At 68.4% G+C, this 20823-nt stretch carries 17 protein-coding genes; 10 read left to right on the top strand and 7 right to left on the bottom strand.

The features are described 5' to 3' along the window. Positions 1 to 8: 8 nt before the first annotated feature. Positions 9 to 824: an arylamine N-acetyltransferase family protein gene (locus ACQVBX_RS03530; protein ID WP_431636530.1), complete on the bottom strand. Its 816-nt coding sequence runs from the start codon at positions 822 to 824 to the stop codon at positions 9 to 11. Between the two features lie 184 nt (positions 825 to 1008). On the opposite strand from ACQVBX_RS03530, the gene msrA reads away from it, so the two are divergent. Beyond that, on the top strand, positions 1009 to 1725 hold the full coding sequence (gene msrA / locus ACQVBX_RS03525) for a peptide-methionine (S)-S-oxide reductase MsrA (protein WP_431636529.1): 717 nt from the start codon (positions 1009 to 1011) through the stop codon (positions 1723 to 1725). Between the two features lie 65 nt (positions 1726 to 1790). On the opposite strand, the gene ACQVBX_RS03520 is transcribed toward msrA, so the two are convergent. From ACQVBX_RS03520 to ACQVBX_RS03510, 3 genes are all read right to left on the bottom strand, one after another. Continuing rightward, positions 1791 to 4529, bottom strand: coding sequence for a sensor domain-containing protein (locus ACQVBX_RS03520; protein ID WP_431636528.1), 2739 nt, complete (start codon positions 4527 to 4529; stop codon positions 1791 to 1793). Between the two features lie 123 nt (positions 4530 to 4652). Beyond that, positions 4653 to 5429 carry a TenA family transcriptional regulator gene (locus ACQVBX_RS03515; protein ID WP_431636527.1) on the bottom strand — a complete coding sequence of 259 codons (777 nt, stop codon included), beginning with the start codon at positions 5427 to 5429 and terminating at the stop codon, positions 4653 to 4655. Positions 5430 to 5760: 331 nt separating this feature from the next. Further along, positions 5761 to 6711 carry a LysR substrate-binding domain-containing protein gene (locus ACQVBX_RS03510; RefSeq protein ID WP_431636526.1) on the bottom strand — a complete coding sequence of 317 codons (951 nt, stop codon included), beginning with the start codon at positions 6709 to 6711 and terminating at the stop codon, positions 5761 to 5763. Positions 6712 to 6837: 126 nt separating this feature from the next. Here ACQVBX_RS03510 and ACQVBX_RS03505 point away from each other — a divergent pair, with 126 nt between their 5' ends. The 8 genes from ACQVBX_RS03505 (at position 6838) to ACQVBX_RS03470 (ending at position 15285) form a co-directional block, all read left to right on the top strand. Beyond that, a complete protein-coding gene (locus ACQVBX_RS03505) occupies positions 6838 to 7245 on the top strand; it encodes a DoxX family protein (protein WP_431636525.1) in 408 nt (135 codons plus the stop codon). A 644-nt stretch (positions 7246 to 7889) separates the two neighbouring features. Then, entirely contained in the window at positions 7890 to 8849 is a 960-nt protein-coding gene (locus ACQVBX_RS03500; protein ID WP_431636524.1) for a hypothetical protein, read from the top strand. 86 nt (positions 8850 to 8935) lie between these two features. Further along, positions 8936 to 9613, top strand: coding sequence for a pyrimidine 5'-nucleotidase (gene yjjG / locus ACQVBX_RS03495; protein WP_431636523.1), 678 nt, complete (start codon positions 8936 to 8938; stop codon positions 9611 to 9613). A gap of 80 nt (positions 9614 to 9693) precedes the next feature. After that, positions 9694 to 11364, top strand: a complete 1671-nt coding sequence (locus ACQVBX_RS03490) for an FAD-dependent oxidoreductase (RefSeq protein WP_431636521.1) — start codon at positions 9694 to 9696, stop codon at positions 11362 to 11364. Continuing rightward, a complete protein-coding gene (locus tag ACQVBX_RS03485; protein WP_431636520.1) occupies positions 11361 to 11666 on the top strand; it encodes a hypothetical protein in 306 nt (101 codons plus the stop codon). Before ACQVBX_RS03490 ends, ACQVBX_RS03485 begins: the two co-directional genes overlap by 4 nt. Before the next feature lie 86 nt (positions 11667 to 11752). Next, the gene (locus ACQVBX_RS03480) at positions 11753 to 12886 is read left to right on the top strand and encodes a carboxylate-amine ligase (protein WP_431636519.1); all 1134 of its coding nucleotides are present in this window, start codon (positions 11753 to 11755) and stop codon (positions 12884 to 12886) included. Continuing rightward, positions 12883 to 14052, top strand: coding sequence for a hypothetical protein (locus tag ACQVBX_RS03475; RefSeq protein WP_431636518.1), 1170 nt, complete (start codon positions 12883 to 12885; stop codon positions 14050 to 14052). Before ACQVBX_RS03480 ends, ACQVBX_RS03475 begins: the two co-directional genes overlap by 4 nt. 246 nt (positions 14053 to 14298) lie before the next feature. After that, positions 14299 to 15285, top strand: a complete 987-nt coding sequence (locus tag ACQVBX_RS03470; protein WP_431636517.1) for an NAD-dependent epimerase/dehydratase family protein — start codon at positions 14299 to 14301, stop codon at positions 15283 to 15285. On the opposite strand, the gene ACQVBX_RS03465 is transcribed toward ACQVBX_RS03470, so the two are convergent. Next, positions 15282 to 16238 (bottom strand): AraC family transcriptional regulator, encoded by a 957-nt coding sequence (locus ACQVBX_RS03465; protein WP_431636516.1) that lies wholly within the window; start codon positions 16236 to 16238, stop codon positions 15282 to 15284. The genes ACQVBX_RS03470 and ACQVBX_RS03465 overlap by 4 nt on opposite strands. Positions 16239 to 16349: 111 nt before the next feature. Between ACQVBX_RS03465 and ACQVBX_RS03460 the strand changes: the two genes are divergently transcribed. Next, positions 16350 to 17180 (top strand): oxidoreductase, encoded by an 831-nt coding sequence (locus ACQVBX_RS03460; RefSeq protein ID WP_431636514.1) that lies wholly within the window; start codon positions 16350 to 16352, stop codon positions 17178 to 17180. Between the two features lie 103 nt (positions 17181 to 17283). Here ACQVBX_RS03460 and ACQVBX_RS03455 read toward each other — a convergent pair whose 3' ends face one another. After that, positions 17284 to 18375 (bottom strand): hypothetical protein, encoded by a 1092-nt coding sequence (locus tag ACQVBX_RS03455; protein ID WP_431636513.1) that lies wholly within the window; start codon positions 18373 to 18375, stop codon positions 17284 to 17286. A 107-nt stretch (positions 18376 to 18482) separates the two neighbouring features. After that, positions 18483 to 20780, bottom strand: a complete 2298-nt coding sequence (locus ACQVBX_RS03450; RefSeq protein WP_431636512.1) for an FdhF/YdeP family oxidoreductase — start codon at positions 20778 to 20780, stop codon at positions 18483 to 18485. Positions 20781 to 20823 lie beyond the last annotated feature (43 nt).

Genomic DNA, 20823 nt, shown 5'->3' with positions numbered 1-20823 from the left:
TATGGCGCTCAGGCCGAGAGCGCTGCGAAGCGGCGATCCAGTGCCGGATGCGCCGGCAGCACCAGCATGAAGTGGCGCTCGAGCACGCTGCGGATCTCGCGGGCGCTGCCCAGCGTGTAGCGCTCGGTATGACCGTCGCGGTGATGCACGGCGAACTCGCGATTGCGCAGCGTCAGGCGCTGCTCGGGCACCGTGCGCGCCACCCGCAGTTCACGGGTGAATGGTGAATCCGGATGGGTGCAGACGTAGTGGTTGGCGACCACGAAGTCGATGTCCTCGCACGGCTGCAGGGTGAAGCGGTACAGGGCCTGCCACTGCCCGGCCACCTTCGCCTGCAGCCGCCATTCGCCCTGGTGCTGCAGCAGGCGGTACGGCTCGTGCGGCGTCAGTTGTTCCAGCCCGGGCTGAAAACGCAGCACGCTGCTCAGGGTGAGGCCGCCGAACCCCACGTCGACCAGCCAGCGCTCGTCCTCCACCGTCACCAGCAGCGCCATGTGGGTCTGCGGCGCGGGCGTGTCGTCGGGGCGGTTCCACAGCACCCGCGCAATCAGCGGCGTCACCGCCAGGCCCATCGCGCGCAGCACCTCGGCCAGCAGCCGGTTGTGCTCGAAGCAGTAGCCGCCGCGACCGCGATGCACCAGCTTGTCCTCGATCGCCAGCGGGTCGAGGTCCACCGGCTTGCCCATCAGCGGATCGAGGTTTTCGAACGCGATCGCGGCCACGTGCGCGCGCACGATCGCCTGCACCGTCGCCAGATCCGGGCGCAGGTCTTGCAGGTGGCCGATGCGCGAGGCATAGGCCGACAGGTCGATCTCCGGTCGCATGCGCGCTTCCGCGGGTGACGTGACAGCCGCGAACCATAGCACCGCCCCGCGCACGTAACCGCTTACGCTGCCGCAACGAATACTCCACGAGCGCGGCGTCGACGCATCCCCCGGCGGCGCGTTCACGTATCCAGGCATATCGCGACTCAAGTTCCGCTCCCGGCTTCCCCCACGGAGACACGCCATGCAAGCGCTTTCCCGTTCCCCCTCGTTCCCCCGGCGCCTCGCCGCCGCCCTGCTCGCGCTCGCGGTGGGCGCCTGCACCGCGTCGCCGGCCACCCGCGACGGCGCCATGATCCCGCCCCCGGCTACCGACCCTGCGGTCACCGCCCCGGGCGACCAGGTCGCCGTGCTGGCCGGCGGGTGCTTCTGGGGCCTGCAGGCGGTGTTCGAGCACGTCAAGGGCGTTAAGCAGGTGTGGGCCGGCTACGCCGGCGGCAGCGCCGATACCGCCAGCTACTTCCGCGTGGCCGATGGCGACACCGGCCACGCCGAGTCGGTGAAGATCGTCTACGACCCGCGCCAGGTGAGCTACGGCACGCTGCTGAAGGTGTTCTTCGCGGTGGCGCACGATCCGACCCAGCTCAATCGCCAGGGACCGGACCACGGCACCCAGTACCGCTCGGAGATCTTCACCACCAATGATGCGCAGCGCGCCGTGGCGCAGGCCTATATCCGCCAGCTGGATGCGGCAAAGGTCTACGAGGCGCCGATCGTGACCAAGGTGGAGCCGCTGCCGGCGTTCTACATGGCCGAGGGCTACCACCAGGACTACTACCGCACGCACTCCAACGACCCGTACATCGTCTACAACGATGCGCCCAAGGTCGCCGCGCTGCGCAAGCTGATGCCCGAGCTGTACCAGACCGAGACGTCCCTGGCCGAAGCGCAGCAGCGCTGAGTCGGCGAAGCTGCGCCAATGAAAAAGGCCGCCTGAGGGCGGCCTTTTTCGCTGATGGAACCCGCTCAGCCGGCGCGTGGCGGTGGCACCAGCCGCAACCGGGTCGGCGGATTGCTGCCGCCGGACTTGAGCATGCGCAGCAGGTCGGGCACCTCCAGCGGGCGGGCGTACAGATAGCCCTGCCCCTCCTCGCAGCCGGCGCGCAGCAGGAACTCGTGCTGCTCCTCGTCCTCGATGCCCTCGGCGATGGCGTACAGCTTGAGGCTGCGCGACATCGCCAGGATCGCCTCGACGATCGCCACGTCGTCGGGATTGCGCGGGATGCCGGTGATGAAGGTGCGGTCGATCTTCAGGCACACCACCGCCGGCAGCTTCAGATACGCCAGCGAGGAGTAGCCGGTGCCGAAATCGTCGATGGCCACGCCCACGCCCATCGTGTGCAGGGCGTACATGGTGCGGTGCGTGCCCTCGCCCAGGCGCAGGATCGCGCTCTCGGTGATCTCCAGCAGCAGGCGCTTGGGATCCACCTGGTAGTCGCGCAGCGCCGTGTGCAGGCCCTCGATGAAGGCCGGATGGCCGAACCAGCTGGCCGACACGTTCACCGCCACGCGGATCGGCGCGATGTGCTCGCGGTCCCACTGGCGGATCCAGGCGCAGGCTGCGCGCAGCACCCATTCGTCGATGCGGCGGATCAGGCCCAGGCTCTCGGCCATCGGGATGAAGCTGTCGGGCATCACCAGCCCGCGCTTGGGGTGCTGCCAGCGCAGCAGCGCTTCCACCGCCACGATGCGGCCGGTGCGCAGCTCCAGGCTGGGCTGGAACACCAGCCGGAACTCGTCGTTGGCCAGCGCCTGGCGCAGTTCGGAGGCCAGCTGCAGGCGTTTGCGCGCGTCGGCCTGCATGATCGGCGAGTAGAAGCGGAACGCGTTGCGCTCTTCGCTCTTGGCCGCGTACATCGCCGCGTCGGCATTGGTGATCAGGGCGGCTGGATTTTCGCCGTCCAGCGGATAGCTGGCGATGCCGATGCTGGCGCTGAGCACGATCTCGTAGTCGTCCACCGAGATCGGCGCGGCCAGCGCGGTGAGCAGGCGGCTGGCGATGCCGGCGGCGCCGTCGCGGGTGTCGATGTTGGTGGCCAGCACGGTGAATTCGTCGCCGCCGATGCGCCCACCGACGTCGCCCTCGCCCAGCTCGGCGTTGATGCGCTCGGCCACCTTGGCCAGCAGGCGGTCGCCGATGGCGTGGCTGTAGCTGTCGTTGACGATCTTGAACGCGTCCAGGTCGATGAACAGCACCGCCACGCAGCGCCGCGCCCGCGAGGCCTGCTCCAGCGCCGCCGAGCAGCGGCGCTCGAACTCGGCGCGGTTGGCCAGGCCGGTCAGTGGATCGTGGGTAGCCAGGTGCTCCAGTCGGCGCTGGTCGGCCTTGGTGGTGGTGATGTTGGTGAATACCGCCACGTAATGCAGCACCTGGCCGGAGTCGTCGCGGATGGCGCTGATGCTGAGCAGCTCCGGATAGGTGCTGCCGTCGCGACGGCGACTCTTCACCTCGCCGCGCCAGTTGCCGCCCAGTTCGATCGAACGCCACACGCTGTCCGGCAGCGGCTTGTCGTCGGCCAGGCTGCGCGTGTCGTCGAAACGCAGGCCCTGCAGGGCCTGCACGGTAAACCCGGTGATCTCCACGTGCGCGGCGTTGACGGTGACCACGCGCCGCTCGGCGTCGGCAATGATCACGCCCTCGGCAATGCTGCCCAGCGCCTTGGCGGCCACGCGGCGCTCGCGCTCCATCGCCACGCGCTCGGAAATGTCGCGCACGATCGCCTGGCTGATCTCGGTATCGCCCCAGCGCGCGATGGAGCTGCGCGTTTCCACCGGGCGCACCTGGCCGTCCCGGTCCAGCAGCGCGGTGAGTGCCACGTCGCCCTGGCGATGGCCGGGCAGCGACAAGGTGTTGTCCACGTCCAGCGGGTCGTGCGCGAACAGTGAGGAAAAATCCTTGCCGACCAGCTCGCGCTCGCTGCAGCCCGTCCACGCGGCGGCGGTGCGGTTGGCATCCAGGATGCGGCCGCTGCCGCGATCGACCATCACGATGGCGTCGCCGGCGCTGTCGAACAGCAGCCGGTAGCGCTCCTCACTGCCGCGGATGCTCTCGACGATGCGCAGCGCCATCCACATCCACAGCCCGGCGGCCAGGCAGAACGCGCCGAGCACGCACCAGAACAGCACCTGTCCGGCCCACACCGCGCCCTTGACCATCTCCACCGAGAACAGCTCGGTGCGCGGCTGCATGTAGACGTTGAGCGCGTTGATGCGCGCGCGAACCCGCGAGATGGCCTCCGGCGAAGGGGACCCGGCGGCGAAATCGCGTTCGAGCTGATCGGCGATACGCCCCAGCTCGGCAATCGACGCGTCGGTGGAGCGCCAGGCGTCCAGCGAGGCCTGCATGTGGGGGGCGCCGGTGAAGTGGCGCATCATGAAAATCATGCCCGACTGCGCCGCCGGCATGATGTTGCCGCGGCGGAAGACCTCGTCGAGGTCTTCCTTGCGGTAGTGCCCGGAGGCGATCGCGTCGCGACCCCAGCGGTCGCCATCGAGCAGCTTGAAGTTGCGCCGGAAGCTGGCCAGGTCGTCCGGCGCGCCGCTGAGGGCGTAGTTCTCTAAGTCGATCACGGCCTGCTTCTGGGCCTTGGACCAGATGCTCTCGCTGTTGAGGAAACCAGCGAGAGTCACCTGGACCTGCAGCACGCCCCAGGTCATGGCCATGATCAGCACCACCGCCGACGCGAGCGCGTAGGCCAGCGGCATCAAGCGCCGTGACAAGGACCGCTGCACATTCAAACTGTTACCGACGAAACGCATTGCATGCCTGTTCGCTGAAGGACACCAACCCGTGTCCGCCGTTCCAGTTTCCCCTTCCGCGACAATCCTTTACGCCGCAGCCTCACTCAAGACCAGTCGGTCCGGGCAGTTCTGAATGCATCGATCGCCCAGCAGGATCATGCTGGTGTAGCTGCGTTTGATGCACTCGGCCAGATGCGCCACGTCATCGGCCGAGGGCTCCAGGCCCATCAGCGTGCAAACGATTTCCAGCGCTTCCCACGGGTGAGTGTCGTCATAAGCGGCATGCAGGTGCAACCACTTTAATGCCGACGTACGCACTGAAGGATCAAAGCTTTCCCGGTACTTCGTATTGTCGTAGATCATCTGCGACCACTCTCCGGTCACCCCCTCGATGGCATAGTTGGTGGCGACGATGCCGGCGGCGAGAGTTCCGCGGTTGCAGATGTCCTCGCACCAGCGTGACAGGCCGTCGGTGCCGTGCGGCGGGTGATCGTGCAGCAACCGCTCCCGCGCCACCCCCGCCCCCTCGGCCCAGTGCAGCCAGTATTCGGCGTGGTTCTGCTCCACCCGGATGTTGCGCACCAGCCAGCGCCGGGCCAGGTTGTCGCCCGGGCTGCGGCCGTAACGGGTCTTGAGCAGGCTCAGCGCCATGAAACTGGGAAAGCGCTCGATGAAGGGCCACAGGCCCATCATGAAGTTGGCCGTGGACTCCTCGTCCAGGCGCAGATCCATCATCAACTTCCAGATTTCATGGTCGAGCACGCGCTGCTTGGTGCTCTCGCAGTCGGCCACCATGTCCTGTGCCCACTGGGGGTAGCTGGACAGCTCGGTGAGCGGGCCGGTGCGTTCGAAATGCTTGTTCATGTGTTGCTCCTTTCCTCAGACGGTTCGATGGCTGCCGGGTAGCCGGCGTGCGGATGCACGCCGGACGCGATGCCGTCGACCGGACAGCCGCAGTCGCCGGCAAATCGGGTATCCGCAGGGTGCGTCAGGGCGTGGCCGGCCTGTCCGGGCACCTGAGGAATACACAACGCTGAGAGGAGGGTTACCGCGGCATGCCGCCAGACCAGAGCAGCCCTGCAGGCGCTCTGGCCGCGAACGGACGAAGGCATGCGGACCCACATGGACCATGCAAAGAGAGACATCGATGTCCCGGGATGGACAGCCCCCCGGGCCGGGGCGATCCGCCCGATTCTTACCGCAAACGCGCGTCGCGTCGCGCGGGCCGGGAGCTCGCCGGTGCGGAGCTCGCCGGCGCGGGACTGGCCGACGGCGGCGCCAGCGCCGCGCGCAGGAACTCCACGAACGTGTGGATCAGCAGCGAGGACTGACGATGCTGCGGATAGACCGCGTGCACCGCGGTGACCGGCGGCCGGTAGTCGTCCAGCACGGTCACCAGTGCGCCGCTGCGCAGCGCCTGTCCGACGATGAAGGTGGGCAGCCGCGCGATCCCCAGGCCCTGGATCGCCGCGTCGCGCATCAGCTCGCCGTTGTTCGCCCGGTAGCGCCCGCGCACGGTCACCGGTGCCGGGATCTTGCCGAACGCCCATTCGACGTGCGGGCCGTGTCCGTACAGCAGGCACTCGTGCGTGGATAGTTCGGCTGGCGTGGTGGGCGCCGGATGCCGTGCGAGATAGTCCGGGCTGCAGCACAGCACCATGTCCACCGGCGCGATGCTGCGGGCGATCATCGACGAGTCGGCCAGCGAGCCGATGCGGATGGCCAGGTCATAGCCCTCGCCGAGCAGGTCGACGGTGCGGTCGCTCAGATCCAGCTCGATCGCCACCTGCGGATAGGCGGCCAGAAACTGCGCGAGCAAGGGGCTCAGGTGCATGGTGCCGAAGGACATCGGCGCGGTGATGCGCAGACGTCCGCGCGCCGCTTGCCCGGCCCCGGTGATGGCCTGATCGAGCTCCTCCACCTGCTGCAGGATGCGCCGCGCCTGCTCGGCGTAGGCGCGGCCCAGGTCGGTTGGCCGTAGGTGCCGCGTGGTGCGTAGCAGCAGCCGCGCGCCCAGTTGCTCCTCCAGCGCCATCACCCGCCGACTGATGAATTGCTTGGACAGGCCCAGCCGGTCGGCCGCCGCCGTGAAGCTGCCGGTATCCAGCGTGGCGACGAACAGGCGCATGTCATCGAGCTGGCTCATTGTCAACTTCAAGAGGACGATGATACGCATGTTAGGCGATTTATCGCCTCGTTTGGCGACATTAAAGTGCCGGCCATGTCACCGACCAGCCGGTCGGCTCTTACCGCACTGCCACGAGGTAACGCCATGAATACGCAGAATGCTTCCACTTCCCTGCTTGCCCGCGCACTGCTGGCGAGCCTGTTCCTGATCAGCGGCTTCGGCAAGCTGGCCGCGCCGGCCGCCACCAAGGCCTACATCGTCTATGCCGGCCTGCCGTTGCCGGATCTGGCCTACCTGGTTGCCGTGGTGGTCGAGGTGGGCTTCGGGCTGGCGCTGCTGGCCGGCTACCGCACCCGCGTGGTGGCGGCGCTGATGGCGCTGTTTTCGGTGGCGACGGCGCTGGCCTTTCATGACCACTTCGGCGACCAGAACCAGTTCATCCACTTCCTGAAGAACCTCGCGATCGCCGGCGGCCTGCTGCAGGTCGCCGCCACCGGTGCGGGCGCCTACAGCCTGGACGCCTTGCGTCTGCGCCGCCGCGCGCTGGCCTGATCCACCGCTGCAGACGTACCGAAGGCCGGAGCCGCCGCAAGCGCTCCGGCCTTCGGCTTGTGGGCCCGGCTCGGGCGCGGCGCGCCGCCGAAGCTTGCCGCGAACGAGCCGCCTACGCTGGCTTTGTCCCCAGGCGCTCTCTCCAGCGAAGCGCCCAAAATCCGTCGATTCACAAGACGTACACCTTGCTGAATCGCGTTATGTGCTTGATTGATATGGATATGAACGCTTCATTTCATCGTGCTCGAGGCCAGGCCCGGCGGGCTTAACATCAACATCGCGGTTCCGGCGCCGAGCCCGGTTTACGCTCCGCGCCCCGCCCGCCTCCGTCAGGTCCCGTCGCTCGTTATCGATACGCCCGTTCCATCACCACCAGGGACCCGCGTCGATCTCACGCAGCTCAAGGATGGCCTTGTCGATGCCCGGCCGCCCCGCCGTGCGACTCCAATTAGTCGTCGCACGCCCATTGGCGCGCGCCAGGGAGGTGCGCCCTCACGGATGACCGTCACCCACGCCGGATCGGCATCACGACCTGCGCCACATGGGACGGTGGCCCGGTCTCCGCTCGATGGCCATGGCATCACGCACATGGCCGCACTCCACACGTAGGGCCGGGATGCCCACCCACACTGGATACATCCCTCATGAAGAACCGCTTCATCCGCTCCACGCTGCGCCTGGCCTCTCTGGCCACCGCGCTCTCGTTCGCCGCCATCGTTCCGCTGCACGCGCAGACGGCCGTACCGAAGACGCCGATCTACGGCGTCACGCTGGACACCATCGCCCACCTCGACAAGACCATTACCTCGCTGCAGAAGCTGCCCTACCGACCCACCGTTCGCGTGGTCTTCGACCCAGGCACCACCGCCGCCGACTACTACCCGGCGCTGGTCAAGCTGCACCAGGTCGCCTACGTGATGGGCGAGATCCTCGACTCGTCCGAATTCCCCACCGACCTGGCCAGTTACAAGGCCCGCACGCAGAACTTCGTCTCCGGCCTCAACGGCCTGGTCGACGTCTGGGAGATCGCCAACGAGATCAACGGCGAATGGCTACGGCCGCACCCGAGCGGCAGCGCGGCAACAGTGAACGCCGAAGAGGCGGCGATCGGCCAGATGGTGGCCGCCGCACACAGCATCGTGAAGGGCGTCGGTGGCAAGACTGCCATCACGCTCTACTACAACGACGACAGCAAGGGCACCAACTGCTGGGAGAAGCCGCAGGACTACTGGAAGACCTGGCCCACCAGCTTCCTTTCCGCCACCGTGCGCCAGCAGACCGACTACGTGCTCTTCAGCTACTACCCGTACAAGGACTGCCCCAACCTCAAGCCGTCGTGGAACGCCGACTTCACCGCACTGGAGACCATCTTCCCCAACGCCAAGGTCGGCTTCGGCGAGATCGGCACCTCCAGCAAGTCGGCGCCCTATTCCGTGCAGTCGAACCTGATCACCACCTACTACCCGATGGTGAATTCCAGCACCGATCCTCGCTTCGTCGGCGGCTTCTTCTGGTGGAACTATGCCGAGCAGATGGTGCCCTACACCACCACCTACTGGACGCTGTTGCGCAACACCATCCAGCCGCTGAAAGTGCCGAAGTAACGCGCCGGCATCATCGGCACGGCACACGGGAGCGGCGGCACGGGTTATCGTGCCGCCCTTCCGTTATTCGCCGTGAGCCTGACGCCTTGGACTACCGCTGGATCCTCTTCGACGCCGACGACACGCTGTTCCACTTTGACGCCTACCAGGGCCTGCGGCGCATGTTCGAGCGCCATGCGGTGGACTTCACCCAGGCGCACTACACGCAGTACCAAGAGATCAACAAGCCGCTGTGGGTGCACTACCAGAACGGCGCCATCACCGCGGCCGAGCTGCAGACCACCCGCTTCGAAGGCTGGGCGCAGCAGCTCGGCGTGAGCGCGGCCGAGCTCAACGAGGCATTTCTGCTGGCGATGGCCGAGATCTGCACCCTGCTGCCCGGTGCGCAGGCGCTGATCGACGCGCTCGCCGCCGCGCAGGTGCGCATGGGCGTGATCACCAACGGCTTCACCGCGCTGCAACTCGCACGGCTGGAGCGCACCGGCCTGCGCGGGCACTTCGACCCGCTGGTGATCTCCGAGCAGGTGGGCGTGGCCAAGCCGGACGTGCGCATCTTCGAGCACGCACTGGCCGGCATGGGCGACCCGCCGCGCGACCAGGTGCTGATGGTGGGCGACAACCCGCATTCGGACATCGCGGGCGGCCTCGCCGCCGGCCTGCACACGTGCTGGTTCAACCCGCACGGGCAAGAGGTTCCCGAGGGCATCACGCCGCACCACCAGGTGCGTTCACTGCCCGAACTACAGGCCCTGCTGCTGGGCTGAAAAACTCCCCCATTCGAGGTAGCGGGTCGCGCCCGCGCGGTGCGACGATGCACGCCGGCAATGGGCGATGGGGAAACAGCATGGGCACGAACACCACCGCACTGCGTCGGGCCGACCAGATGTTTCCCGTGCTGCCGCCGGAGGACATCGCGCGCATCCGCCGTTTTGGCGAGCCGCGCGAGTACGCCGCCGGCGAGGCGGTGTTCCGCACCGGGCAGCGTGGCATCGGACTGATCCTGGTGCTCGCCGGCCGGGAGGATATCAGCCAGCACGACGGTGCCGGCCAGGTGGTGGAAATCGCCCACCACGGCCCCGGCGAATTCATGGGCGAGGTCAGTGGCCTGACCGGCAAGCCGACCCTGGTCGATGGCGTCGCCGCCGAGCCGGTGCAGGCGCTGTGGCTCAGCCCCGAGCAACTGCGGCGGCTGATCGTGGCCGAGGCGGATCTGGGTGAACGACTGATGCGCGCACTGATCCTGCGTCGCACCAGCCTGATCGAATCCTGCGCGGCCGGGCCGTTGGTGATCGCCGAGGCGGACGACCCCGGTCGCGCGCGCATCGGCAACTTCCTGCGCCGCAACGGTTTCCCGTTCCGCGCGGTCACGCCCGATCAGGACCCGGCACTGGCCGACCTGCTGGCGCCCTACCGCGACCATCCGGAGAGCTGGCCACTGGTGCTGCTGGCCGACGGCCGCCTGCTGCGCAACCCCGCCGAGCAGGCGCTTGCCGAGGCGCTGGACATGGTCGGCAGCGACGCCGCCGACCGCGTCTACGACGTCGCCGTGGTCGGCGCCGGTCCGGCCGGACTGGCCACCGCGGTGTATGCCGCGTCCGAAGGGCTGGCCGTGGTGGTACTCGACGCCAAGGGCTTCGGCGGTCAGGCCGGCGCCAGCGCGCGCATCGAGAACTACTTCGGCTTTCCCACCGGCATCACCGGCCAGGCGCTCACCGCGCGCGGCTTCGTGCAGGCGCAGAAGTTCGGCGCGGAGATCGCCATCCCCGCCTGCGTCGCCGCGCTGGACTGCGAAGCGGCCGACGGCATCCACCGCCTGCGCACCAACGACGACCGCATCTGGAGCGCACGCACCGTGGTGATCGCCAGCGGCGCGCGCTACCGCCGGCCGCCGCTGGAGCACCTGGCCCGCTTCGAGGGGCGCGGCATCTGGTACTGGGCCTCGCCGATGGAGGCGCAGCTGTGCGTCGGCCAGGAGGTGGTGCTGGTGGGGGGCGGCAATTCCGCCGGCCAGGCGGCGGTCTACCTCGCGGCGCACGCGCTCAAGGTGCGCATGATGGTTCGTGCCGATGGCCTGGCGGCCACCATGTCGCGCTACCTGATCGACCGCATCGAGGCGAATCCGGCGATCGAGCTGATGACCCGCACCGAGATCGTGGCGCTGGACGGCGACGCGCGCGGCCTGCAGTCGGTGCGCTGGCGAAACCGCGACAGCGGCGAGAAGACCGAAGCGCCGATCCGTCACGTGTTCCTGTTCATCGGCGCCGAGCCGGCCACCGATTGGCTGGCCAGCTGCAAGCTCGACACCGACCGCCACGGCTTCGTGCAGTGCGGCGGCGACCCGGCCTATCCGCTGGCCACCAGTCGCCCGGGCGTGTTCGCCATCGGCGACGTGCGCGCCGGCTCGGTCAAGCGGGTGGGCGGCGCCATCGGCGAGGGCGCCACCGTGGTGGCGCAGATCCACGCCTGGCTGGCGCAGCGGGTTCAGCAGGGCGCTGCGGCCGAGGTGTCCGCATGATCACGTTACGCAATCCGTTGGGGCAGTTGCTGCTGCACTTGCAGGGCGACACGGTGCGCAACGGCCGTGGCGATGCGCTGGCCCGCGTGGACGGCCACACCCTGCGCAACCACGACGGTGCCCGGCTCGCGCATGTCGAGGGCGATCGCATCTTCCTCTCGCCCGAGCAACCCTCGCTGCAACTGGCCCGCGATCGCCTGCTGACCCACGCGGGCGTCGCCGTGGCCACGGTGGACGGCGGCACTCCCACGCAGAAGGCGCTGCTGGGTGCCGCCTTCGCGCTGTTCTGCAGCGACGGCTGAGCGCGATCTCCTTCCCGCGCGACGCGTCACGCGACGCCGCCTCCGGCAAAGGTGTCTGATGCGCCTTTCCCCACAGGAGGCGCGTCATGATCACGTTGGGCATGGAAGAGGAAGTACAGGTGGTGGATGCGGGCGGCGAACTGGTGCCGCACGACTTCACCGAGGGGCTGGCCGACTGCGCCAGCAGCGAGGGCGCGATGGATCGGGAGATCCATCGCTGCGTCATCGAATTGAAAACGCGCATCTGCCACAACGTTCCCGACCTGGTCGCGGCGCTGGGCACGCTGCGCGCCCAGGCCCGGCGCAAGGCCGCGGCGCAAGGCCAGCAGATCCTGATCGCCGGCGTGCATCCCACCGCCCGCTGGCAGCAGCAGGCCATGCACGGCGGTACGGCGTTTCCGCATTACGCGGCCCTGGTCGAGGAATACCAGGACGTCGCCCGCAGCGCCTTCAGTTTCGGCATGCATCTGCATCTGGGCTTCGCGCCCGGCGCGCCGCGCATGGCGATCATGAACCGGCTGCGCCACGTGCTGCCCGAGGCGCTGGCGCTGTCGGCCAGCTCGCCGTTCTTCGAGGGCCGCGACACCGGGCTGCACTCGTGGCGGCACAGCCTGCTCGACCGCTACCCGCGCATGGGCACGCCGGACGTGTGGGACAGCGAAGCGGCCTATGAAGCCCACGTGCAGCGACTGCGCCGCACCGGCTGCATCGGCCCCGAGCAAGGCCTGTGGCAGGACCTGCGCCTGCACCACCGCTACGGCACGCTGGAGGTGCGCATCATGGACACGCACCCGGACCTGGCGCGCATCGGCCTGATCGCCACGCTGCTCAAGTGGGAAGCCGAGACGCTGGAACTGGAGCTGGCCCAGGGCCGCGCGGGGCCACCGTGGCCGCGTGCGTGCATCGACGAGAACAAGTGGCGCGCGCGTCGCCACGCGCTGCAGGCGCGCTGGATCGACTGGGATCGCGACGAGGAAGTGTCCACGGCGCAGCGCTTCGAGCGCTGGTGGTCGCGCCTGGCCCCACGTGCGCAGCACGCCGCCGAGCGGCATTTCTGGGAGCGCGAGCTGGCCGCCGCGCTCGACGAGGGCAGCTTCGCAGACCACCTGCGCCAGCAACTGCGGGCCGAGGGTGGCGACTGGCGCGCCACGCTGCGCTGGATGATGGCGCAGGCTAACGAGGATGCCTGTTCGTTGCCGCGCGCGGAGGGCTGGTCATGAGCGCGCAGCCGCAGGTGCACCTGCACCGACTCGGCGCCGATGCGCTCGGCCAGGCCCTGGCCGACGTGCGCGCGCCGCATCTGCCGCAAAGCCAGATGTCCGACCACTACGCGGTCGGCAATTCCGCGCTGCATGCCGCGCTGAAGACGAAAGTGGCGCACCTGGTCGACGCGCTCGGCCCGCAGTTGCGCCAGCCGCGTCCGCACTGGCACGGCGCGCAGGCCGACGTGCTGGCGCTGGACCTGGCCTTCGTCGAGCATCCGCGGCAGCCGTTCGAGCTGGCCTGGGTGGAGATCCAGGCGTTCACCTCGATGCTGCCGACCTTCCACACCCTGCACCAGGCGCAGCGCCGCCTGCATCGGCTGGACCGCCACTGGCTGCCGCACGATCCCGTGCCCCATGCCGGGCCGCACGGCAGCGACTGGGCCAACTATCTACGTCGCTGGGTGGCGCCGAAGCCGGCCACCGTGCTGATCGAGGATCGCCCGCGCCAGCGCGCCACCTGGCCCGACCTCGACGCCGCCCGCCACTGGTGGCAGGTCGCCGTGCACGACTGGAGCGAACTGATCCCCGCGCACGGCCTGCTCTATCACCCGGGCACCGCGCGCCATTTCGGGCACGTGTGGAACCGGCTGATCCTGTCCGACCTGTCGCCCTTCGAGCGCCGCCGCGCCGAGGCCACGCTGATCGCCGCCGACCGCATCGGCTGGCACAGCCATCCGGCCTGGTACGAGGGCATCCACAAGGGCAGCCTGGCCGACGTCGCCCTGGCCGAACACGAAGCCTGCCACTGGGTGGAATCCAGCCCGCTGTGCGCCAACGGCTGGCAGGCGGCCGACGCCTGGGTGGCCAAGGCGGTGCGCGGCCATTCCGGCAGCGGCCTGCTGCTCACGCCCACCGCCGAACAGCTCGCCGCCCTGCCCACCCCGCGGCAGTGGATCGTGCAGAACCGCTTCCGCCAGACCCCGATCGGCGTGCACCCGGACACCAGCCAGCCACTGTTCGGCGAAGTGCGCTGCATGCTCGGCCTGGAACAGGACCGACCGCCGTGGGTGATGGCCTGGATCCTGCGCCTGTCCACCAACGGCATCGCCACACTTACCGGCCGACAGACCGTGCCCGGCGAAGGCATGACGATGCTGTATTTCGACAGGAGCGAGACATGAGGCATCCCGCGCGCCACCACCGCAGCGCTCCGTCGCCCACACGGTGGGCTCCTACAAGTGCCCTTCGCGGTTGTAGGAGCGCACCCTGTGCGCGACAAACTGGCGCGACGTGCGGTTGCCGTGGACCTGCGCTTCGACTTCGCTCGCTGACGCAAGCTACGCTCGGCGCGAACGGGCATCGGATATGGGGGACATCATGAGCCGCAGGAAGAGTGCGCCATCCACGAGGCTGGGGAAGACGCGCGCATGAGCACGGTCTTCCTGACCGGCGCCAGCGGATTTCTGGGCGGTCACCTGTTGCGCGAACTGCTCGCCGCGGGACATGAGGTGCGCGCGCTGTCGCGCAGCATGGCGACCGACGCCGAGATCGTCGCCGCGGGTGGACGCCCAGTACACGGCGATCTTGCCGATGCGGCAATGCTGGTGCGAGGCATGGCCGGCTGCGATGCGGTGTTCCACGCGGCGGCCGACACCAGCATGTGGCGCCAGCACGCCGCACGGCAAACCGCCACCAACGTCACCGGCACCGAGAACCTGCTGCGCGCTGCGGAACAGGCGGGCGTCGGCGCGTTCGTGCACACCTCCTCGGTCTCGGCGTACTCGCACCTGGCACGCGGCACGATTAGCGAGGCCAGGCCGCAGCGCGGCGGCGAAAGCTGGGTCAACTACGAGCGCAGCAAGTACCTCGCCGAGCAGGCGGTGCGAAGCAGCGCGACGCCGTGGATCGTGTTCAACCCCTCGCACATCCTCGGCCCCGGCGACCGGCACAACTGGTCGCGACTGATCCGCCTGGTCGATATGCAGCAGCTTCCCGGCATTCCACCGGGCATCGGCGCGTTCGCCGACGTGCGCGAGATCGCCCGGGCGCAGGTGCGCGCCTGGCAGCGCGGGCGATTCGGCGAGACTTATCTGCTCGGCGGCGAGCAGGCGAGCTTCGTCGACTTCGTCCACCGCGTCGGTACCGCGCTGGGCCGCCGCACACCGCGCGGCGCCACGCCAGCGTGGGCGCTGATGGCCTACGCACGGGCACTCGACGGGATCTCGCGCCTCACCGGTCGCGAACCGCAGGTCACGCCTGAGGGTGCCGCCCTCACCTCGCACCACCTGCAGGTGGATTCATCCAAGGCGCGTCGTGAACTCGATTACGTCGAGACACCGCTCGATGCGTTGCTGGCCGACACGCTGGCGTGGATGCGCGACGAGGGCATGCTGACCGCTCGCCAGCCGGCCTAGTGTGACGACACGTAAGCGGCATTGACGTGCGCCGGCGGCACGGAGAAGCTCTCCCGCATGCGCCGCGCTTCCGTCGCCGGCGGCAACCCGAACAGCCGCCGGAACTCCCGGTTGAACTGCGAGGCGCTCGCGTAGCCCACGGCATGACTGGCCGCCTCGGCCGTCATGTCCTGGCGCACCATCAGCAGGCGTGCCTGGTGCAGCCGCGTGGACTTCACGTACTGCATCGGCGACGTCCGGGTGATCGCTTTGAAATGACTGTGGAACGCGGGCACGCTCATGCCCGCCTCATCGGCCAGCTGCGCCAGGTCGAGCGGCTGCGCGTAGCTGGCGTGGATGCGCCGCAGCGCCTTGCCGATCTTGCCAAATTGCCCCTGCATCGCGAGCGCCGAACGCATCGCCGGGCCCTGCGCACCGGTGAGCACGCGGAAGTACAGCTCGCGCACCAGCGCAGGGCCCAGCACCTTGGCGTCGAGCGGACGGTTCAGCGCTTCCAGCAGACGCAGCACCGTGGCGCGCAGCCCTTCATCCAACGGGCTGGAAACCATGCTCTGCGGCGCATCCGCGATCGGCGGCACGGGATGTCGATCGATCTGGATCATCAGTTCCGCCGCGAGCCGGAAATCCAGGTGCAGGTAGATCGCCAGCAAGGGCCGCTCCGCCGTCGCCTCGGTCTCCATCGTGAAAGGCACCGGCACCGCCACGGCGAGGTAGTGCTGCTCGTCGTACAGATAGACCTGGTTGCCGAAATAGCCGCGCTTGCAGCCCTGGCCGACGATCACGATGCCCGGGTCGTACAGCACCGGCGTGCGCGCCAGGGCGCGGTCCGAACGCAGGATGCGCACATCGGGCAAGGCGGTGAGGTTGTATCCCTCCTGCGGAGCCAGCGCACGCAGCAAGTCGACCATCGGCTGCCGTGCGCCCGTCCGGGTGCCGGAGTCGAGTTTTTTCATGCAAGGCCACCAGATCATAGAAATAGGCAATACAAAGAGAATACCTGGCCTCGAACCGCGCGCGGGCGCAGCGCACCATGGCGCCCTCTTCGGACACCACGGAACGAATCCATGACAGCGACAAAGACCTTGCTCATCACCGGCGTCAGCAGCGGCTTCGGCCGGGCGCTCGCGCAGAAGGCCCTGGCGGACGGGCATCGCGTGGTCGGCACCGTGCGCAGCGAACAGGCTCAACAGGAGTTCGAAACGCTTGGCCAGAAGGCGATCGGCCGCGTGCTCGATGTGACGGATTTCGAGGCGATCGATGGCGTCGTGACTGGGATCGAAGACGCGGTGGGCCCAATCGATGTGCTGGTGAACAATGCCGGCTACGGCCACGAAGGCGTATTGGAGGAATCCCCATTGGCCGAACTGCGCCGGCAGTTCGAGGTGAACGTATTCGGCGCCGTGGCCATGATCAAGGCCGTGCTGCCCCACATGCGCGAGCGACGCCGGGGACACATCCTCAACATCACTTCGATGGGCGGCTTCATCACCCTGCCGGGCATCACCTATTACTGCGGCAGCAAGTTCGCCCTGGAGGGCATCTCCGAAGCTTTGGGCAAGGAACTGGCCCCGTTCGGCATCGCCGTGACCGCGGTCGCGCCCGGCTCGTTTCGCACCGATTGGGCCGGTCGTTCGATGGTGCGCACGCCACGCTCCATTCCGGACTACGACCCGTTGTTCGATCCGATCCGCCAGGCGCGCGAGGAAAAGAGCGGCCGGCAGTTGGGGGATCCGTTAAAAGCGGCACGCGCGATGCTGGCCGTCATCGCCAGCGACGCCCCGCCGGCTCACCTGCTGCTGGGCAGCGATGCCCTGGAACTGGTCCGCGGCAAACTCACGGCACTCGCCACGGATATCGACACCTGGGAATCGATCACGCGCTCGACCGACGGTTGAACTCGGCCGCCGGCTTCCCGATAACGAGAGCCATCGCGAAGGGCGTCCGCGACATGGCGGTGGCGCTGCGCTGAGTGCACCAGGAAGCCCAGCACCACTCGGCTCACTCCGACACCGCCAGCACGCACTCGTCCGCACCCCACGCCCGGCAGCAGACGTTGAACAGGCTCACTTCGTGCGAAGGCAGTACGGGCGTCAGCACGCCATGCAGCAGACCGGAGAAGAAGGCGCAGCCGGAGTGACCGGCCTGGGTGCACAAAGGACTCTCGCGCAGATGCAGCTGGCTGCCTTGGGCGTCGACCGCGACCAGCGCGCTCAACGCGCGTACGCCCATGTCGGCGATCGCCTCGTCGAGTGATCCGAGCATGGTCGAACCGGGTTCACGCATCGCCAGCCATTCGCCGATGCGTTGGCCTGCCAGCTGCAGGGTCGGCTCGCGGGCACCGGGAGCCACCGTGCGGTCCAGGTCCAGCAACGCAGGCACGAGCCGCTGCGGATAGAGCTCATCCACGTCCGCCAGCAGCCGTGCCACGGCGGTCACGTCCGGCGGCAGCGGCGCGATCTCCACGTAAGGATCCAGCGGCGCGGGCGCGGGGGCTGGGGGCGGAGGCGGCTGGGGCAGCGCGAACTCCGGATCCGTCACCCAAAGCGGCTCCGGCCTCGCCGGCGGCGGAGGCGGCTCGACTTGCGGCGGCGGGCCGGCCGGCGACGGTGACCCGGACGGCAGCGAGGGTTCACCCTGCAGAAGCGGCTCGGCCTCCACGCGCGAAATCGGCGGAACGGCGTCGAAGGCCGCAGCGAGCGCTGGAGCCGGCGATGCATCGAAGGCTGGCGGCGTTGGACGCTTGGGGATGGCCGGCGCAGGCTGCGCTGGCGGCAGGGGCTCCGGTGCGGGCGGCGGCACGTAGTCGGAGTGATCGATCCGCCGCGTCAACGCAAAGTGCGGGCGCATCTGCGCCCCTTCCGCCGGCGCGATCTCAAAGCTGATCACCCGCTCGTGCTCGCCCAGCGCGGTGTCCAGCGCCCGCTGGCGCCGCGCCGGCCCGCTGACCACCAGGGTGAGCAGCGCGCCATGCGGGTCGGACACCAGACGCTGCCGCTGCAAGGTGAATCCACTGGCCGAAACGACCCGGCCGATTTCCATGAGCAGACCCTCACGCGTGTGCGCGAGGACCTGCACTTCCAGCTCGATCATCAGGCCCCCCTGTCTTCGATGCCGGTGATGCGTTGTGTTGTTTCGCTACCTTGCCACGAAACGCGCATCCGGAACCGTGATCGGTGGCGGCGCATCGCCGCAAGCGATCACGTATCGGTGCGACGGATACGCACCGGCACGCCCTTGGAGGCCGGCGTCTTCGAGGCCTGATCGTGGTACCACAGCGGCACCAGGGCGTTCATTTCCGGGTAGTAGCCGCCGAGGCAACCGTCGGGAAGGTTGAAGGCGACGACGGTCAGGCCGTTCACTTCGCGCTGCACATCGTCGCCCGCATCGCCGACCAGGCTCACCACGTCGCCTTCCTTGATCCCGGCGCGCTCCATCTCGGCCGGGTTGATCAGCACGATCTCGCGTGAGCCCTCCAACCCGCGCAGGCGGTCGCTGTGGCCATAGATGGTGGTGTTGAACTGGTCGTTGGAGCGCAGCGTGATCAGGTGGTAGCGCCCCGGCGCTTCGCCCACGCCCAGCGAGGACAGCACGCTGGGATCGGTGAATTCGGCCTTGCCGCTGTCGGTCTTCCAGATGCGCTCGTGGGCGGCGTTGCCGCGATAGAAGCCCCCGGGCTGGAACATGCGCTGGTTGAAATCGTGGAACTGCTCCGGATAGGTCTCGGCGATCAGATCGCGGATCCTGCCGTAGTCGGCGATCCAGGCGTCCCACTGCAGCTTGGGGTTGGCCGCCAACGTGGCCTTGGCCATGCCAGCGACGATCGCCGGCTCGGACAGCAGGTGTTCGCTGGCCGGCTTGCGCTTGCCGATCGAGCCGTGGATGTGGCTGAAGCTGTCCTCGATCGACACCGACTGCGGCCCGCTCTGCTGCATGTCCTCCTCCGGGCGGGCCAGGCACGGCAGCAGGTAGGACACGCGCCCGTGCACCAGGTGGCTGCGGTTGAGCTTGGTGGCGATGTAGACGGTGAGCGCCTGCTGGCGCCAGGCCGGCTCCATCACGTCGCGGTCGGGGATGGCGCGCACGAAGTTTCCCCCCAGGCTGACGAAACCCTGCACGCTGCCGTCGCGGATGCCCTCGCACGCGTCCACCGTGGTCAGGCCTTTTTCGCGCGGCGGCTCGAAATCGAACATCTCGGCGAGCCGGTCCAGCGGCACCAGCTCGGGCTTTTCCGAAATGCCCACGGTGCGCTGCCCTTGCACGTTGGAATGTCCGCGCACCGGCGAGATGCCGGCGCCTTCGCGGCCGATGTTGCCGCGCATCAGCAGCAGATTCACCAGCATGCCGATGGCCTGCGAGCCGTGCACGTGCTGGGTGAGACCCATGCCGTACACGCCGATCACCCGCTCCGACTCGATATAGACGTCCGCCGCCGCCTCCAGGTCGGCACGGGTCAGTCCGGAGGCGCGCTCGATCTCGTCCCAGCCGGTGGCGCGCGTCTTGGCGACTAACGCCTCCAAGCCATTCGTGTGCTGCTCGATGAAGGCGGCATCGAGCACGCGCGGGCCACCGGCTGCCTGCGCCGCGTCATCGGCCGCCAGCACGCGTTTGCACAGCCCCATCAAGGCCGCGATATCACCGCCGGGTTTCACCTGCAGGTACATGTGGGCCAGCTCGGTGGCGTGCCCGGTGAGCATCTGCGCGGGATTCTGCGGATTGATGAAGCGCACCAGCCCCTGCTCGCGCACGGGATTGAACACGATGATCTTGCAGCCACGCTTGACCGCCTCCTGCAGCGGATGCAGGAAGCGCGGGCTGTTGGTGCCAGGGTTCTGGCCGAAATAGAAGATGGCGTCGCAGTGCTCGAAATCCTCCAGCGTGCAGGTGCCCACCGGTGAGCCGGTGACCTTCTTCAGGCCGACCGAGGTGGTCTCGTGACACATGTTCGAGCTGTCTGGCAGGTTGTTGTTGCCGTACAGCCGGGCGAACAGGGCATACAGGTACGACGCCTCCAGCGAGGCCTTGCCCGACGCATAGAAAACCACCGACTTCGGCGCCAGCGCGTTGAGCTCGTGGGCAATGCCCATGAAGGCCTCGCCCCAGCGGCAGGCGACGTACTTGTCGCTGGCCGGGTCGTAGCGCAGCGGCTCGGTCAGGCGACCCTGCATCTCCAGGTCGTAGTCGGCCCAGTCCAGGAGTTCAGTGACGGTGTGCTCGGCGAAGAACTCCGGGGTGCAGCGATCGCGGGTGAGATCCCAGATGGTGGCCTTGGCGCCGTTCTCGCAGAACTCGAACGGATGCGGGTGGGCCGGCTTGCCCCAGGCGCAGGAACTGCACATGTAGCCGCCGGCCTTGTTCTGTCGCATCAGCGTCTCGGCCACTGCGGGCGTGGACAGTTCGCGCGCGAACACCTTGCCCATGCCCTTGAGCGAACCCCAGCCGCCGGCCGGCCCTTCGTACTGGATGGATTCGTCGTAGTTGTCGTGCTTGTCGCTCATGCCCGCCTCCAAACCCGTGCCAAGGGCGGAGCGTAGGCAGGCG

This window comes from Dyella thailandensis, assembly GCF_050749815.1.
Lineage (GTDB): Bacteria > Pseudomonadota > Gammaproteobacteria > Xanthomonadales > Rhodanobacteraceae > Dyella_A.
Note: the sequence above shows the minus strand (reverse complement) of the source record. Positions and strands in the feature narration are given on the sequence as shown.

Coding starts and splice junctions, on each gene's coding strand:
- ACQVBX_RS03460 (WP_431636514.1), top strand. CDS start 16,350: ATGACAGCGACAAAGACCTTGCTCATCACCGGCGTCAGCAGCGGCTTC.
- ACQVBX_RS03510 (WP_431636526.1), bottom strand. CDS start 6,711: ATGAGCCAGCTCGATGACATGCGCCTGTTCGTCGCCACGCTGGATACC.
- ACQVBX_RS03480 (WP_431636519.1), top strand. CDS start 11,753: ATGATCACGTTGGGCATGGAAGAGGAAGTACAGGTGGTGGATGCGGGC.
- ACQVBX_RS03530 (WP_431636530.1), bottom strand. CDS start 824: ATGCGACCGGAGATCGACCTGTCGGCCTATGCCTCGCGCATCGGCCAC.
- ACQVBX_RS03475 (WP_431636518.1), top strand. CDS start 12,883: ATGAGCGCGCAGCCGCAGGTGCACCTGCACCGACTCGGCGCCGATGCG.
- ACQVBX_RS03465 (WP_431636516.1), bottom strand. CDS start 16,238: ATGAAAAAACTCGACTCCGGCACCCGGACGGGCGCACGGCAGCCGATG.
- ACQVBX_RS03485 (WP_431636520.1), top strand. CDS start 11,361: ATGATCACGTTACGCAATCCGTTGGGGCAGTTGCTGCTGCACTTGCAG.
- ACQVBX_RS03505 (WP_431636525.1), top strand. CDS start 6,838: ATGAATACGCAGAATGCTTCCACTTCCCTGCTTGCCCGCGCACTGCTG.
- ACQVBX_RS03450 (WP_431636512.1), bottom strand. CDS start 20,780: ATGAGCGACAAGCACGACAACTACGACGAATCCATCCAGTACGAAGGG.
- msrA (WP_431636529.1), top strand. CDS start 1,009: ATGCAAGCGCTTTCCCGTTCCCCCTCGTTCCCCCGGCGCCTCGCCGCC.
- ACQVBX_RS03520 (WP_431636528.1), bottom strand. CDS start 4,529: ATGCCGCTGGCCTACGCGCTCGCGTCGGCGGTGGTGCTGATCATGGCC.
- ACQVBX_RS03515 (WP_431636527.1), bottom strand. CDS start 5,429: ATGAACAAGCATTTCGAACGCACCGGCCCGCTCACCGAGCTGTCCAGC.
- ACQVBX_RS03455 (WP_431636513.1), bottom strand. CDS start 18,375: ATGATCGAGCTGGAAGTGCAGGTCCTCGCGCACACGCGTGAGGGTCTG.
- ACQVBX_RS03470 (WP_431636517.1), top strand. CDS start 14,299: ATGAGCACGGTCTTCCTGACCGGCGCCAGCGGATTTCTGGGCGGTCAC.
- ACQVBX_RS03490 (WP_431636521.1), top strand. CDS start 9,694: ATGGGCACGAACACCACCGCACTGCGTCGGGCCGACCAGATGTTTCCC.
- ACQVBX_RS03500 (WP_431636524.1), top strand. CDS start 7,890: ATGAAGAACCGCTTCATCCGCTCCACGCTGCGCCTGGCCTCTCTGGCC.